The 14,915-nt window shown below is 58.2% G+C and carries 11 protein-coding genes; 10 read left to right on the top strand and 1 reads right to left on the bottom strand.

Going from position 1 to position 14,915, the window contains the following annotated elements; all coding sequences use genetic code 11:
- Position 1 precedes the first annotated feature (1 nt).
- The 7 genes from OHL21_RS10625 to wecB are packed head-to-tail and all read left to right on the top strand — an operon-like array spanning position 2 to position 7,765.
- Positions 2-1,273 (top strand): GumC family protein, encoded by a 1,272-nt coding sequence (locus OHL21_RS10625; protein WP_263417248.1) that lies wholly within the window; start codon positions 2-4, stop codon positions 1,271-1,273.
- Positions 1,273-2,103 (top strand): WecB/TagA/CpsF family glycosyltransferase, encoded by an 831-nt coding sequence (locus OHL21_RS10630; protein WP_263417249.1) that lies wholly within the window; start codon positions 1,273-1,275, stop codon positions 2,101-2,103. Before OHL21_RS10625 ends, OHL21_RS10630 begins: the two co-directional genes overlap by 1 nt.
- On the top strand, positions 2,100-3,095 hold the full coding sequence (locus OHL21_RS10635; RefSeq protein WP_263417250.1) for a class I SAM-dependent methyltransferase: 996 nt from the start codon (positions 2,100-2,102) through the stop codon (positions 3,093-3,095). The genes OHL21_RS10630 and OHL21_RS10635 overlap by 4 nt, the downstream gene beginning before the upstream one ends.
- Entirely contained in the window at positions 3,092-4,057 is a 966-nt protein-coding gene (locus tag OHL21_RS10640) for an NAD-dependent epimerase/dehydratase family protein (protein ID WP_263417251.1), read from the top strand. Before OHL21_RS10635 ends, OHL21_RS10640 begins: the two co-directional genes overlap by 4 nt.
- A complete protein-coding gene (locus OHL21_RS10645) occupies positions 4,054-5,133 on the top strand; it encodes a glycosyltransferase family 4 protein (protein ID WP_263417252.1) in 1,080 nt (359 codons plus the stop codon). The genes OHL21_RS10640 and OHL21_RS10645 overlap by 4 nt, the downstream gene beginning before the upstream one ends.
- Entirely contained in the window at positions 5,130-6,500 is a 1,371-nt protein-coding gene (locus OHL21_RS10650) for a glycosyltransferase family protein (RefSeq protein ID WP_263417253.1), read from the top strand. The genes OHL21_RS10645 and OHL21_RS10650 overlap by 4 nt, the downstream gene beginning before the upstream one ends.
- Positions 6,501-6,547: 47 nt before the next feature.
- Positions 6,548-7,765: a non-hydrolyzing UDP-N-acetylglucosamine 2-epimerase gene (gene wecB / locus OHL21_RS10655; RefSeq protein ID WP_263417254.1), complete on the top strand. Its 1,218-nt coding sequence runs from the start codon at positions 6,548-6,550 to the stop codon at positions 7,763-7,765.
- Here wecB and OHL21_RS10660 read toward each other — a convergent pair.
- Positions 7,737-8,519: a class I SAM-dependent methyltransferase gene (locus tag OHL21_RS10660; RefSeq protein ID WP_263417255.1), complete on the bottom strand. Its 783-nt coding sequence runs from the start codon at positions 8,517-8,519 to the stop codon at positions 7,737-7,739. The two genes, wecB and OHL21_RS10660, sit on opposite strands and share 29 nt — an antisense overlap.
- A 215-nt stretch (positions 8,520-8,734) precedes the next feature.
- On the opposite strand from OHL21_RS10660, the gene asnB reads away from it, so the two are divergent.
- The 3 genes from asnB (at position 8,735) to OHL21_RS10675 (ending at position 14,843) form a co-directional block, all read left to right on the top strand.
- Positions 8,735-10,612, top strand: coding sequence for an asparagine synthase (glutamine-hydrolyzing) (gene asnB, locus OHL21_RS10665; RefSeq protein WP_263417256.1), 1,878 nt, complete (start codon positions 8,735-8,737; stop codon positions 10,610-10,612).
- A 307-nt stretch (positions 10,613-10,919) separates the two neighbouring features.
- Complete coding sequence (locus tag OHL21_RS10670) at positions 10,920-11,651, top strand: YcbK family protein (RefSeq protein WP_263417257.1); 732 nt, start codon at positions 10,920-10,922, stop codon at positions 11,649-11,651.
- Positions 11,652-12,086: 435 nt separating this feature from the next.
- Complete coding sequence (locus OHL21_RS10675; protein ID WP_263417258.1) at positions 12,087-14,843, top strand: bifunctional YncE family protein/alkaline phosphatase family protein; 2,757 nt, start codon at positions 12,087-12,089, stop codon at positions 14,841-14,843.
- The last annotated feature ends 72 nt before the right edge of the window (positions 14,844-14,915 follow it).

Raw genomic sequence — 14,915 nt, forward strand, 5'->3', positions numbered from 1 at the left:
TATGAATTCGGCAGAACCCGAAACGGTTACACATACAAGCGCCAATCCGGAAGAAGCTTCCAATCCGCGCCGCCGTTGGATTGTCGTTTCGGACAGCAATCCTTCCCCGCGCCCCAGAACCTCACCGTCGAAACATACTCTGCGTAGTCTGTTGCTGCACCTGCTGCAGCAAAAACGGCAGATCCTGCTTTCAGGGCTTATCTGCGGGGCCCTCACGGCAGTTATTTCGCTCTTTGTCCACAACACCTATACCGCGACCGCGTCGCTTCTGCCGCCGCAGCAAAACCAACCGGCCCTGACGGCATTGGTCGGGCGGCTGGGAGATGTAGCCAGTCTGGCCGGAGCCCGTGATCTGCTTCGTAATCCTGGGGCTCTCTACACAGCTCTGCTGCGCAGCCGCAGTATCGCCGATGCCATTGTCGACCATTTCCAGCTGCAGCAGGTCTATCGCAGCAAACTGCGATCGTTGGCCATCTCCGAGTTGGAGAATCATACCGTCATCGATCTCGCTAAAGAAGGCGTAATCACCATTACCGTTAAGGATCATGATCCGAAACGGGCCGCCGCTATCGCGAACGCCTATATCGAAGAGCTAAGTAAGCTCTGTGACCGCATGGCAATCTCTGGCGCCTCACAACGCCGCGTGTTCTTCGAAAAACAGGCAGCAAAGGCGGGCAACAACCTGGCCGACAGCGAGCATGACTTGCAGCTCCTACAGGAGAACAAGCACCTGTTAGCCCCTGAACAGCAGGTACGTGTCCTGATTGCGGGAGAAGCGGAGCTGCGTTCCCGCATTGCGACGAAGCAGATAGAGATTCAACACCTGTTGAATTTCCGCACTCCCGATAACCCCGACGTCCTGCAGGCACAGCATGATCTCGCCGCGCTCCAGGCACAGTTGAGCGTTGCTCAGGCTACCGGGGGAACCGGGATCAAAGATCTGCCCGGCGCCGGTCTGGCCTTCTATCGCAAGCAGCGCGAGGTGAAGTATTATGAAGCGCTGCTCGAAGCATTGATGCGCCAGGTCGAAGCCGCACGGCTGGACGAAGCGAATGAAGCAGTGGTGCTGCAGACAGTCGATCAAGCTGTGGTTCCTGATCGCAAGTCAGGACCGATGCGCAAACAATGGGCGTTGACCGGAATACTTTTCGGCATTATTCTCGGCATCGCGTACCTTACACTCAGGTTCTTTACGAAAAGCGCCGGCGGGCTGCGTGGTACCTGGAAGAATTTTGTAATGAATAGTGTTGTGCCCAGTGAGGATAGGACCTGATGTCCCCCGATGAGCATGTTGCCTTGCTTCGTACCGTAGAACGGATTTCCATCTTCGATATTCCAATCTGCCGCATCAGCCACAAAGCGGCAACCGCTACATTGATTCATGAAGCAGAAAGTCCGGGCCAGTGTGTTGCGGTGTTCACCGCGAATGCCGATCATGCGGTTCGGATACAACGGGACGAAGCGTTTCGCCGTGCTTATCAGGCCGCCGATGCCATCTTTGCCGACGGCATGCCTCTGATCTGGACATCCCACCTGATGGGCCAGCCTCTACCGGCCCGCGTGACTGGCATCGACCTTTTCCATAGCCTCTGCGAGAAAGCGTCCGAGCGCAAACTGCCATGTTTCCTGCTCGGAGCGACCCAGGCCGTTCTGGAAGAGGCCGCAGTTTCGCTGCAAACGAAATATCCATCGCTCATACTAAGCGGTCAATGCAATGGATATTTTCATGATGATGAAGCCGTATTGCGCCTCATCGAAGAAGCTCACCCGGCCATCCTCTTCGTCGCTCTCGGCTCCCCGAAACAAGAAGCTTGGATTGCCAAGTATGCGCCACGGCTACACTGCCGCATCGCCCTCGCAATCGGAGGCACTCTTGATGTCGAGGCCGGCCGTGTAAGCCGTGCCCCGGTGCCGCTTCAGAAGATTGGCATGGAATGGTTCTGGCGTCTCTTACTGGAGCCCTCGCGGCTCTGGCGACGATACCTCCTGGAGTGCCCTCGCGTATTGCCATTATTGTGGCGCGATGTCCTGCGGGCACGCTTCCCCACTTCGACCTATCCCATCTTTGAAAAGATCGGCCAAGAACGGAAGGATCGCTCATGACCTCGGCCTCCCAACTGCTCTCCCGGCGTGAGACGGTCGTTTGCGGCCTTTGTGGATCAAGCAGGAACGAGCAGATCCTTGATCAGGACCAGCATGGCCTCGGCCTGAAGACCGTCATCTGCAACTCCTGCGGTCTGCTGTTTCTGAATCCAAGACCGACAGCCGATGCCTATCAGGCGTTTTATGAGGGCTTGTACCACAAACTCTATCCCTCCAGGCTTGCCTTTGCGGGAAGCTCCATCTCACAGACCACCGGGGAAGCACGCGTTCGTTCCTATCTTCCCTATCTCGATGGAGAGATTAACCTGCTCGAAGTAGGAGCCGGTGATGGCAGTTTTCTCTTTGCCATGCGCCAACTGCTCACAACAGCGCGGGCCAGCGGTCTCGATCTCGCTCCCGAAGAAGTAAACCTCTGCCGGCAGCGCGCACTGGATGTACGTTTGGGAACAATTGAGACCGAATCCTCGGGAGCGTATACACATATCGCGGCGTTTCACACCCTGGAACACGCCTTAGACCCTCTTGGAATGTTGCGGGCAATGGCCGCGCGTCTGGTGTCCGGCGGGCTCTTGTTCCTGGAGGTACCCGATATTGAAAGCAACTGGCACGGCCTCAGCATGATCCATGTCGCGCACCCGTACATGTTCTCGGCACATACGCTTTCACAGCTGCTTCGGACCGCTGGGTTCGAGCCGCTGACGGTAGAGCAGCTTCAGACAGAACCATTCACTCACAGCCTGCGGGCGATCGCCCGGCTGGCGGCAGATCCTGTTACGATCAGCTATTCCGCACCTGACGTGAAACTGACCCGCGACGCCATACAGCGAAAAGTCGGCAACCTGCAGAAGCAGGCCCTCTTGCGTACTGTTCGGAATACAGCACGAGCGTTACTACCCCAGCGTCTGATTGCTCTGTTGTGGCGTGTACGAACTTACGGTTTTCAAGCCACCACAGGGAAAGGCAATCCTCATACACCGGGAGTTCACGCGTGAAGTTCTTCGTTAGCGGAGGTGCGGGGTTTCTTGGCAGTGCAGTCACACGATCCCTCCTCCAGTCCGGCCATACCGTCCTTGTCTATGACGACTTGAGCTGCGGATGCCAGCCGCCTTCACCGCATACCGGCTTGACCTTTGTGCGGGGAGACATCGTCAATACGGAACTGCTCGAACGAACGCTCCACGAGTTCCAGCCGGAAGGCGTCATCCATCTGGCGGCATTGCACTTCATTCCAGCCTGTAACGCCCGCCCACAGCACACATTACGGATCAATGTTGAGGGCACCCAGGCGGTGATGCTTGCATGCCTCCGCACCATCAGCGTACGTGGAGTCGTCTTCGCATCATCGGGAGCCGTTTATGGACCCGATGATCGCTGGCACGTGGAAGATGAGCCATTTGAACCCACCGATGTCTATGGCCTCAGCAAAGTTCTGGGGGAACAGGTAGTGCGGCACTACACCGCGGAAGGAAATTTCGGCGCGGCATCTCTTCGCTTCGCCAACCTTTATGGCCCCGGTGAAACCAACCCCCACGTCATCCCCGAAATTGTGCGGCAGGTACGCCCGGGCAGCACTCTCGAGCTCGGCCGGATCGATACCTATCGGGACTTTCTCTATATCGAGGATGCGGCGCGCTGCGTCCTGGCGGCCTTGAATCTGGTCATACGCGAACAGACGTACCAGGTCTTCAACGCCGCTTCAGGTATTGAGTATTCTATCCGGGAGATTCTGCAAGAGATTGAAGAGATCGTGGGCTACCCTCTGCCGGTGCAGACGGCTCCAGCACGTGTGCGCCGTGTTGAACGCAATCATCTCCGCCTTGACCGCACTCGTCTGACTGAGACCCTTCAGATCGGCGCCGGCGTTCCGCTGCAGGAAGGTTTGCGGCAGACCCTGCAGGCCGCGGGAGTTCCAGTTGACGCCGTCGCTCTCGCCACCAGTGAAGAGGCAGGATGAAGTTGTTACGCATTGCGATGGTCGCACAGGCAGTCTATCCGGTGCGAGGTGGTGTCGAGATGCATGTGCACAATCTTGTGACACTGCTGCAGCAACAGGGACATGAGATTACCGTCCTAACCAGCCGCCCCGTTCCCCAGGATCCCGCACACATCTACAAAATGCGGGACAGACTCGGTATACCTGCGATGATCAGGGCCATTCTGCAAGGCAACTTTGATGTCGTACATGCGCACGGAGTACGAGACCCCTTCTCGGCAGCGGCGATCATGACCGCACACCGCAATGGGATTCGTACCTGCGTAACGCCACACTGCTTTTATGAGGCGACGAATCTTTTTGGGCACATCAAACGGTTCCTCTACGATGGCACTCTTGGGCGCATGGCGCTCGCGGGGTCAGACTCCGTAATCTGCCTCACGGAGATCGGAAAAAAGGATGCCCTGCGGCAACCGGGCATCCGCCCCGACGGCATTCACATTATTCCGAACGCTATCCGCTTGCCTCCTCCAGTATCCGCGGAGGCCATCAGGGAATTCCGCGAGCAGTGGGGCGACTTCCTGCTGTGCGTCGGAAGACTCGATCGCGTAAAGCGCGGTGACTTCCTTATTGCCGCATTGAAGCGGCTGCCTGCATCGCTCAAGCTGGTCTTCATCGGGCCGGATGCGGGAGCCTATGCCGCCTGGCAGGAGCAGGTAAAAACCGCAAACCTCACGGATCGGGTCGTCTTTCTTTTGAACACACCTGATGAGACGCTATGGACGGCCTATGCGGCCGCACGCGCGGTCGTCATGGCATCGGCTCAGGAAGGCCTGCCCACCGTGCTTCTGGAGGCAATGGCGAGCGGGACACCCGTGATTGCTTCCAATAGCGGCGGTATTCCGGAGCTAATCACTCATGGCCAGAATGGTCTACTGTTCGCATACGATGATGAACAAGCCTACGCGGAGTGCGTTCTGCGTATTCTTCAAAGCGACCCGGAATCACTGATACAACAGGCGCGCCGGCTGGTGGAAGCGCAATATACGTGGAAGACCAATGCCCGCCGCGTCGTCGAGGTATACGGCAGGGGATGACCAACGCACCGTCAACAGCGATAGAAGGCGACGAGCTATGGGCCGCAATCTACACCACTCTTAGCCGTTTCGAAGGCGATCTGGCCTTCGCGATTCGTACTGAACTCTTCTTTCACCTCGCTCTTGCAGCGGCATGGCCCATGCGCTTTCGCGCCAAAAATCTTGCCTGGCCGATCCAGGTACTGCGCCGGATGACAAAAAAAGGTACTGGCCTCGATACATTGCATGCTGCTCGATTGCTCGCGGTTTGCGACTATGCCGCTGAACCTGGATTCGGCAGCATTCGGCCAGTCGTGCAAGCTTATGGCGCAGATGCAGCCATCATCATGAATGCACCCGTGTGGGATGTTCGGTCGGCAGAGGCTCTGTCCTATGGAGCCCCCTGTGCCTCCATTGACAGAGGACTATCCGCCCTCGAATCCCGCGGAGCTCTCGCCTTTGCCCGGAAATGGACGCCGCAGATCGAACAGGCGGCGAACGGCAGCCTTCGAGAGCTGTTGCGCAACGCAAGGTTCGTCGTCTTTACCTTGCTCGCGCGAGCTTTTGCTTATCGCGAGCGCCTGGTCAGGGCAATACGCCGATGTGAGCCGTCCGTTGTGCTCACGCATAATGACTTCACTACGCTCAGCTACCTGGCGGGGGCGGTCGCTCGCGATGCCGGCATAACCGACATCACCTTGCAGCACGGCCTTATAGCGCCGGAGTACCTGCCGGTCTCCGCCAGCCACTATGTCACATGGGGGAAGTTCCACTCCGAAGCTCTTGGCCGGGGAAGCCCTGGGAGCACAACTCTCTTTCACGCCATCGGAGCTCCTCGCCTGGATCACCTATCGGCCGCACGGCGCTCCTGCAATGCCGTCGCTGCAGATGCGCCTGTACGCCTTCTCTTTCTCTCTCAGATGCACTCGCCGGCAATGCGCGAGAACGAGCGGGAAACGCTCTTCCAGCTCCTTCTGGCAGCCGCGCAGCTGCCAGGAGTCGAGCTCTCCATCAGGCCACATCCTCAGGAACGGACGGAACATCGGAAACGCTATCAAGCCTTGCGGCTTCGCCTTCGGCCCGAAGGAGAGACACTGCGCGATGCGGTCGAGCAAAGCCACGCCGTACTCTCCTCCGCGTCCACAGCCATGCTCGAAGCCGCGCTTCTGGGCGTTCCGGTGCTGTCGCTGCCTTCCCCCCCGGCTACACCGGTCTTTCCCAGGACCGCATGCAATCTCACGGAGCTCGGCACAGCCGTGGCGGCGCTTCACTCCCGAGAGGAACTCGCCAGATGGATCAGCGAACAGGATGCGGCCATGCAGCGTTTTCTTGTTAACCCAGGTGAGGCAACGGGAACTCTGCTGAATTTTTTGCGCAGCCTGCCATGATAGGTTCTTTCATCATCAAGAAGAAATCGCTTAGGATATTACCGACATTGACGACCCCCATTGCATCGCCGTTATACGGGAAAACAGTCTCCTCTTCGCTTGGCAAAGTCCTGATGATTGTCGGGACGCGTCCGGAAGCCATTAAAATGGCTCCGGTTGCCCGTGCTCTCGCGGAAATTCCCGGTCTGCAGCCTCTTCTATGCGTAACCGGACAGCAACGGCAGATGCTGGATCAGGTGCTGGACATGTTCCAGTGGACCCCGGACTTTGATCTCGACCTGATGCATACGCATCAGAGTCTGACCGACGTGACGACCAGAGTCATGCAGGGCGTAAGCAAGGTTCTCTCTGAGACGCAGCCGGCGGCTGTCGTAGTCCAGGGAGATACGGCAACCACCCTGGCCGCGGCTCTAGCGGCATTTAATGCGCGGATTCCTGTCGCTCATGTCGAAGCCGGCCTTCGCAGCGGTGATGTTCAGAATCCGTTCCCTGAAGAGGCTTATCGGCGCATGGTGACAGAGCTTGCGACATGGCACTTTCCGCCGACAGAACAGGCGCATCAGCACCTCCTCAGAAGTGGTATCCCTCCCAATCGTGTATTTTTGACCGGCAACACCGTGGTGGACGCCATGCACCATATGTTGCGTTCACCTGCGTGCTGTACCCCGCCACAGATTGCCAACGTGGACTGGGATCGTCACATTGTCGTGATGGCCACAGCACATCGCCGCGAGAACTGGACGCGCATGGAAGAGATCTGCGATGGCCTGCGTCGTGTCGCCGTCCTGGATCCTTCTATTCGAATCATCTTTCCGGTCCATCCCAATCGGGTGATACGCGATGTTGTCTATCGCGAGCTGCAAGATATCCCCGGCATTGCCCTTCTCGAGCCACAAACCTACCCTGAATTCCTTGCCTGCCTCTCCCGGACTCGGCTCGTTCTGACCGACTCGGGCGGAGTTCAGGAAGAAGCCACTTCACTCGGGAAGCCGCTCGTCATTCTCCGTGAAGCAACAGAGCGTCCCGAAGTTCTCTCCTGCGGCCTGGGCGTACTCGCGGGCACAGACCCGTCTGCGATCGCTGCGGCGGCTGAAGCCTGGCTCAAACGGCAACCGCCTCGCACCCATGGCAACGTCTTCGGCGATGGTTACGCGGCAAAGCGCATCGCACAGGTAATTGCGGAGGCACTTCTTCCCAATCAGAGCAGATTGGAGGAACGCAGCTCGCTTTCAGACATCACTGAAGCGCAAACCGTAAAAGCCTGATGAAGGCACGCGGGTAGCCATTGCGCAGCGACGCGGGCTGTAATTGGCCTCGCATATATCGCAGATCTGCGTGCAGATCGACCGGAATCCGCACGCCGTCGTCGGTCGCGGGCCTCGCAAAAACACGCAGGTTTCCGTGGTAAATCCCGTCCGGTTCCTTCTGGATATGCTCCACTCGAAGCCCGCTGCTACGAAGCAGATTCGTAAGCGTCGCCTCGGTAAAGTACGAGCGATGTCCGACATGAAATTGCAGGAGGTTCAACTCCTTCCAGTCCGCCCGCAGATCCGGAACCTCGAGCACCAATAACCCCTCGGGTGCGATACACCGCGCGATATTCCGGAGAAGTTCTCCTGGCTGTGAAAGATGTTCCAGAACATGGAAAAGGACAATCACCCGGGGCGCAAACGGCACACGCGTTTCTGCAGTAAATGGCTCCGGGGAGAGAACTTCTTCGCTGAACTGATATTCGCGTCGCGCATACTCGCGCTGCACATTTCCCGGTTCCAGGCCATAGATGAGGCGAACTCCTTCCTTGCGCGCAAGCGCGAGAAAGTCACCGAAGCCCGCTCCGATCTCCAAAAGAGATTCCGGTGTGCCGCCATATTGTTTGATAAGGCTCCAGCGTCTTTCCGCGAACTCGCGATATTGCCGATGCCCCTGACTGTCTGGGGGCCACCCCATCAAGGTGCTATAGATCGATCGGTAGAACTCAGCCTCCGGCTCTCCCTGCAGGCCAGATGCTGCGTATATCAAACCGCATTGTTTGCAACCGCTCACGTCAATTGGAAGCAGATAACGGTCGCGACGCAATAGTAATTCGGGACTCTTGCTGCCGCACGAAGGGCAGGCAAGTTCCGCCATTGCGCGAGCCGTCTTCCGAAGTTTCGACAAAAAGTTGGTAAAGGAGGACATAGCCGCAAGAACTTGGGTTTCCAGAATAGTGCCACATTACGGTACAAAGGAAAAGTATGTGTGGAATTTTAGGCATGCTTCACGACGGAACCGCAGGTTCACCGGCTGATCTGCGGCGCGGCTTGAAACACCTTGCGTCCCGTGGGCCCGACGGTGACGGCATTGCCTGCCTTACCGGTCAGGGAATGCAGCTTTTGACTACGGAAGCGCACACCTTATCTTCCCTCTTGCTTGCTCATTGCAGGCTCGCAATCCTTGATCAAAGCTCTGCCGGCTCGCAGCCCATGCTGGATGCCAGGACGGGAGATACCATCGTCTTCAACGGCGAAATCTTCAACTTTCTTGAACTGCGAGAACAGCTTCTTCGCGACAATCCATCGCTGCACTTTGAAAGCGAGTCGGATACAGAGGTTTTGCTTAAAGGATGGCAACGCTGGCGAGAAGATCTCTTCCCGAAGCTCAACGGAATGTGGTCCCTGCTGCTCTACGATGCCGGTAGCCGTGAGTTAATAGCGTGCCGCGACCGCATGGGCGTAAAACCTCTCTATATCCACCGCACGACACATGCGGTCTATTTCGCCAGCGAGATTCCCGCACTGCTGGCCATGGCAGGCTTGCAGCCTGAACCCGATCCATCCGCCATCTTTGACTATCTGTTCACCGGCATCGTCGACGCCACCCCGGACCGGACGTTCTATCGCGGCATTGCGGCAGTCGCACCCGGTGAACTCTGGCGTATTGATCCTCAACTGCAGGTACGCAGGATGCGCTATCACCAGTTCGACCTCGAACAGGACGATACCCCTGCGTCTCCGGCGGATCTTTTCGAACTGATGGAGAGCTCCACCGCTTTGCGGCTCCGGTCCGACGCGCCGACAGTGTCGCTGCTCTCCGGTGGTCTCGATTCGCCGTTCATCACCGCACTGGCTTCCAGACATGGCCACGATCCCCGCACCAGGTTTGTAGGCGCTTACACCTATGCCTATACCGACGACAACGGAGTTGCCTATGACGAGTCCGAACGTGCGGCGTACATTGCCCGTACAGTCTTTCCCCACTGTACCCATACCATCTATCGCACTACGTCAGACCTGGTCCCGGATGATGTCGACCGCTTTTTCCGCATCCAGGCAGAGCCGACCACAACGCCCAGCCTGCTTGCCAGCCTCAAGATCTATGGCGCCATCCGCGAAAGCGGTGTGCGCGTCGTTCTCTCCAGCGAAGGAGCCGATGAACTCTTCGGCGGTTATCCCCGGCCCTACCTCTCTCGCGCCCTGGCTGACGCTCTTCTAAGAGGAGATGCCGCTACTTTCTTCCGCCTATTGCGATCGCCCCAGGCGAAGCTCAGTGACCTGATGAGCAGAATCAGCTGGCACCTCCCGCGTGCCGCCGCAACCACCATGCTCCGCAGCCTCCGGATTAACGTGCAGTGCATCGCTCCCGAGCTCTGGGAAGACATGCAGCCGCGAATCTCCCACTGGCTGGAAGAGCGCACACAACCGCTCCAGCAACGGCTACAACAGGATGTCTTATCCACCCTGTTGCCTCACGTCCTTCGCTGCGCCGATCGCAACTCCATGGCTAACTCTGTCGAAGTCAGAACGCCCTTTCTCGATTACCGTATCGTGCAATATGCACTCCGCCGGCCATGGGCAGACAAGGTCGGACCGCAGGGAACCAAGCTCCTGCTTCGTCGAGCCGCCCGGCAGATTCTTCCTGAAGCGATTACAACCCCTCCCAAGAAACTTGGCTTCGGACACGCAGAACAGTACCGGCTCGGCAACCTGCATGCCATGTGGCTCCAACAGTACGACTCGCCTCAGGCACGAGCCTTCGTTATTCCGCCAGCAAGAGCTGGTAACCACGACACTCCTCTCGAGTTCTGGTGGCCCTACTCGGTCGCACGCTGGGTTACCAGCCTGCGGTCATCCTGATAACAACAGCAAGGCGACTGCCCGATCGCTTCTCCCACTCCATCACCACATACCAGGGAACCCGCCGATGTTTATCAGCCTTCGCGGAACCGTTCTCAAATGGGCCCGGCTCATCGATATCAAGGCATCCAATTCAGAACCATTTTTTCCACACATCGAACTTTTCCCGTGGATCCCCTCTGGACACACCCCTCCCGGCAATTACAATTGGCAACAGCGAATGACGATTGGCAAGCCGCATTCGGGTCTCCGAGTCCCGGGCTTCCGACTCAGTACCGCGCAACCCTACAGTTGGAGATCAGTTAATTTGTCCCTGTATTTGCCTGCGCCTCTTCGGTCCCTCGTCTCGGCTCGTAAACTCACAGCCCTCTCCGCCATCGCTCTTCTGGGTATCTCGGCTCCATTTGCGAACGCAGGCAAGGCATCATCTCACCGGCATCCCCGCCTCCACGCCCTGGCGCACGCCTTTGCCAATGTAGCCCTGCCGGGAGTCGGCCTTCTTCCCGACGAAGAAGAGGACGTTCCCACCGACGGCCAGAAGTATGAGCTGAAGCTCGCCCATCCGTACACCGGCGAGATGATCAACGTGGTCTATCGCATCGGCGACACCTATATTCCCGAGGCGCTCGATCAGCTCAACCACTTCCTCTGCGACAGCCACAACCAGCAGGTCACGCCCATCGATCCGCGCACTTTCGACGTGCTGCACACGATGCTGGCCAAGCTGAACAAGCCAGATGGCGTCATCGACATCCTCTCCGGCTACCGCTCGAAGGAAACCAACGACGCACTGCGCGCCAGCGGCACGACCAACGCCGCAGAGCACTCGCAACACATCGAGGCCAAGGCCATCGACCTCCGCGTTGCCGGCGTCTCGGCAAAGCTGCTACGCGATGCAGCACTGTCGCTCGAAGCCGGTGGCGTTGGCTACTATCCTCGCTCCCAGTTCGTGCACGTCGACGTGGGCCCAACCCGCCAGTGGACCTACACCGCCTCACACGCGCATCGCAGACACTCGCGTAGAAGCAAGCGCTCGTAGTTAGAACGTATGTACCGGTGAGGTTATTCGAGCGCAGCTCGAACCAGGTGGGAACAGCGGGCTTCAGCCAGGCTTCAGCCCTCGGACCATCGACTCAATATTGAAATGGGCTTCAGGCCCTGGGGCTTTTTCCTGACAGATAGGGAAGACCCAGGCTAAAGCCCATTTCCTTTGGCGCCGTTATCAGCGGGCTGAAGCCCGCTGCTCCCACCTGATTCAGCCATACCTCCGGGCTATCTCGAATCAATGTCGATTGGGCGAGGCAAATGCCGGCCGAGCCCCCTACCCAAATACGTAACTTGATAGCAACCTTTCCTTGTTACGATTTGCATGCAATCGATTTCGTCTGTCGAGGACGAACGTATTCGCTTTCCTGGACCCAACAGCCAAATCCAGACAACCAAACCTCTGCAGATGAGCAGGGAGAAAAAATCCGTGATTCGCAAAACGTATACCGTTTCCCTGGCTTCACTCTGCATGGCCTTCTCCCTCTGTGCCGGCCACACACAGGTCGTAACCAGCGATCCGCCAAAAGGCGCCATCCTGCCCAATGGCCGCGCCATTGATCCTGCGGGCACATGGACACCCATCGCTCCCATGCCATTCGCTCTTGCCGTCAGCCCTGACGGCAAACACCTCGTCGCACCATCCATCGGTTGGCCATTTGCACTCAACATCATTGACGACCCTGGCAGCAGCTCCCCTCGGTACCGTCGTTTTCCAGAGATCCAGGCAGAGCACGGAAGCACAATTCTGCCGTCGAACGATCCGCACCTGCGTGTCTCCTCGACGAACGACCCCAACACCCAGGTCCATATGGGCGTTGCCTATTCCCAGGATGGCTCGATGTTGTATGACCCTACGGGCGACTCAGGCGCGGTCGACATCTACGACAGCAACACCTGGCAGCACATGGGCCGCATTGAGCTCGACGGCAAACTGGACGGCAAGACGTACAAGGAGAGCTTTGCTGCCGTGGTTCTGCTCTCTCCCGATGGCAAAACACTGTACGTACTGGACCAGGGAAACTGGCGCGTTGTGGCTGTTGATCTGAGCTCGAAAAAGTTGATCGCCAGCCTCCCCACCGGCTCAAACCCGCTCGCCATGGCGCTTTCGCCGGACGGCAAGCGCCTCTACATCACCAACTCCGGCCTCTTCGAATACCGACTGATTCCGGGCGTAAAGCTGTCAGCTCCTCTACATACCGGGCTACACTTCGCCCCCTTCGGATACCCATCTGCGGCGGCACGCAAAGGAGTCAAAGCGGAAGGCCATGACGTCCCCGGACTCGGTGATGAAAACAATCCTCTCGGCAGTTCCTTGTGGACCTACGATGTCTCCTCGCCTGGAGCCACACATCTCTTGTCAAAGCTTCGCCTCGGCCACCGCATCACAGAAGGTAACAACACGGTCGTAGGAGGCGCATCGCCCTCCGGTGTGGTCGTCGGCAAAGAACACATCTATGTCTCACTGGCGCACGAGGACGCAGTCGCTGTGGTCTCGCCGGACGGAGCGAAACTCGAGCACGAGATTCCTCTCACTCCCTTCAGCGGCGCGCAGTACAACGACAAAAACGGACGTCCGCTGCGTGGAGTCATGCCCTTCGGTTTAGGACTCTGTAATGGGCAGCTCTTTGTCGCGGAGGCAGGCACAAACTCCATAGCAGTTATCAATACCGATACAAACCATGTCCTCACCCATATCCCGGTGGGGTGGTATCCCGCAGCCATTGCATTCTCACCAGACCAGAAGACGCTCTATGTTGCCAACAACAGGGGACAGGGAGCCGGACCAAGCATTGCAGCCGATCTGTCGGCCGAAAGCCGCCATTCCATTCATGAGCTTGAGTTCGGCAGCATCTCCACCATTCCATTGCCGATCACGGAAGAGCAGTTCCCGCATTTGACGGCGGCTGTCGTGAAAGCGAACGAGGCCGCACTCAAAGAATCCATTGCCCTCCCGCACCTGCGTCACATCTTCTTCATCATCCGCGAAAACCGTACCTACGATGAGGTCTTTGGCGATCTCCCCAACTCCAACGGGGAGCCGAAGCTGGCCCGCTTTGGCATGCATGGATGGGAGGCGGAGGATGCGAAGCTCAGCCTCCGCGATATCTCTGTCACACCGAACGCCCACGCTCTGGCGGGGCGTTTCGCCACCAGCGACAACTTCTACGTCAACAGCGAAGCCTCCGCTGACGGCCATCGCTGGGTGGTCGGCATGGCGCCTGCTCCCTGGATGGACGTTGCCTGGTCCACAGGCTACGGCGGCCGTCGCAAGGGGAACGTCGCCAGCGAAGCTCCAGGAAGACGGGCCCTGGGGGGCGGCGCGGATGCTCCGATGCCGGAAGACGAGCCGGAGTTCGGCTCACTCTGGGAGCACGTTGCAGGCGCGAAACTCCCGCTGCTCAACTATGGCGAGGGCCTCGAACTGGAAGGCGGCGATGAGCGCGAAGGCACTGAACCCGAAGGGCAGCGCCTCTATCTCAACGCACCCGTCCCCCAGCCGCTCTTCGTCTCAACCGATCGCAAATTCCCGACCTTCAACATGGGCATTCCCGATCAGTACCGTTACGCTGAGTTTCAGCGCGACTTCACCGCACGCAGCAAGACCGGATATAAGCCGGCACTCACCGTGATCCGCTTGCCCAACGACCATATGTCGAAGGCACGTCCGGCAGACGGCTATCCTTATCGCAGCTCTTTTGTCGCCGACAACGACCTCGCTCTCGGCAAGATCGTGGATACTATCTCGCACAGCGCCATCTGGAAAGACACGGCGATCTTCGTCGTCGAAGACGACGCGCAGGGTGGTGTGGATCATGTGGACGCGCATCGCAGTCCAGTCCTCATAATCAGTCCCTATACAAAACGCGGCTATATCTCGCACCGTCACACCAGCATGGCCAGTGTGCAGAAGACCATCTACGAGCTGCTGAACCTTGGGCCGCTCAACCTTGAAGACGCGCTTTCTGCCGACCTAAGCGATAGCTTCACCAATACTCCCGATCTGACGCCGTACACTTTTCTCCCATCGGACACGCGTATCTTCGATCCCCGCCGCGCACGCACCGCACATCCAAAGACCGCCGCGGAAAAGGCCGAGCTGCTCGACTGCGACGACCCGGTAGAACTCGACAGAGAAGTACACAGGAAAACACTCAAGCCGCATCGGCGAGATGGAGATGACTAGGGCGTATCGGAACCCATACACTGGTGCCCCATCCATCGCGGTCGCCGGCAAACTTGATTCGCTGGGGTGATT

Source organism: Terriglobus albidus, assembly GCF_025685425.1.
GTDB lineage: Bacteria > Acidobacteriota > Terriglobia > Terriglobales > Acidobacteriaceae > Terriglobus > Terriglobus albidus.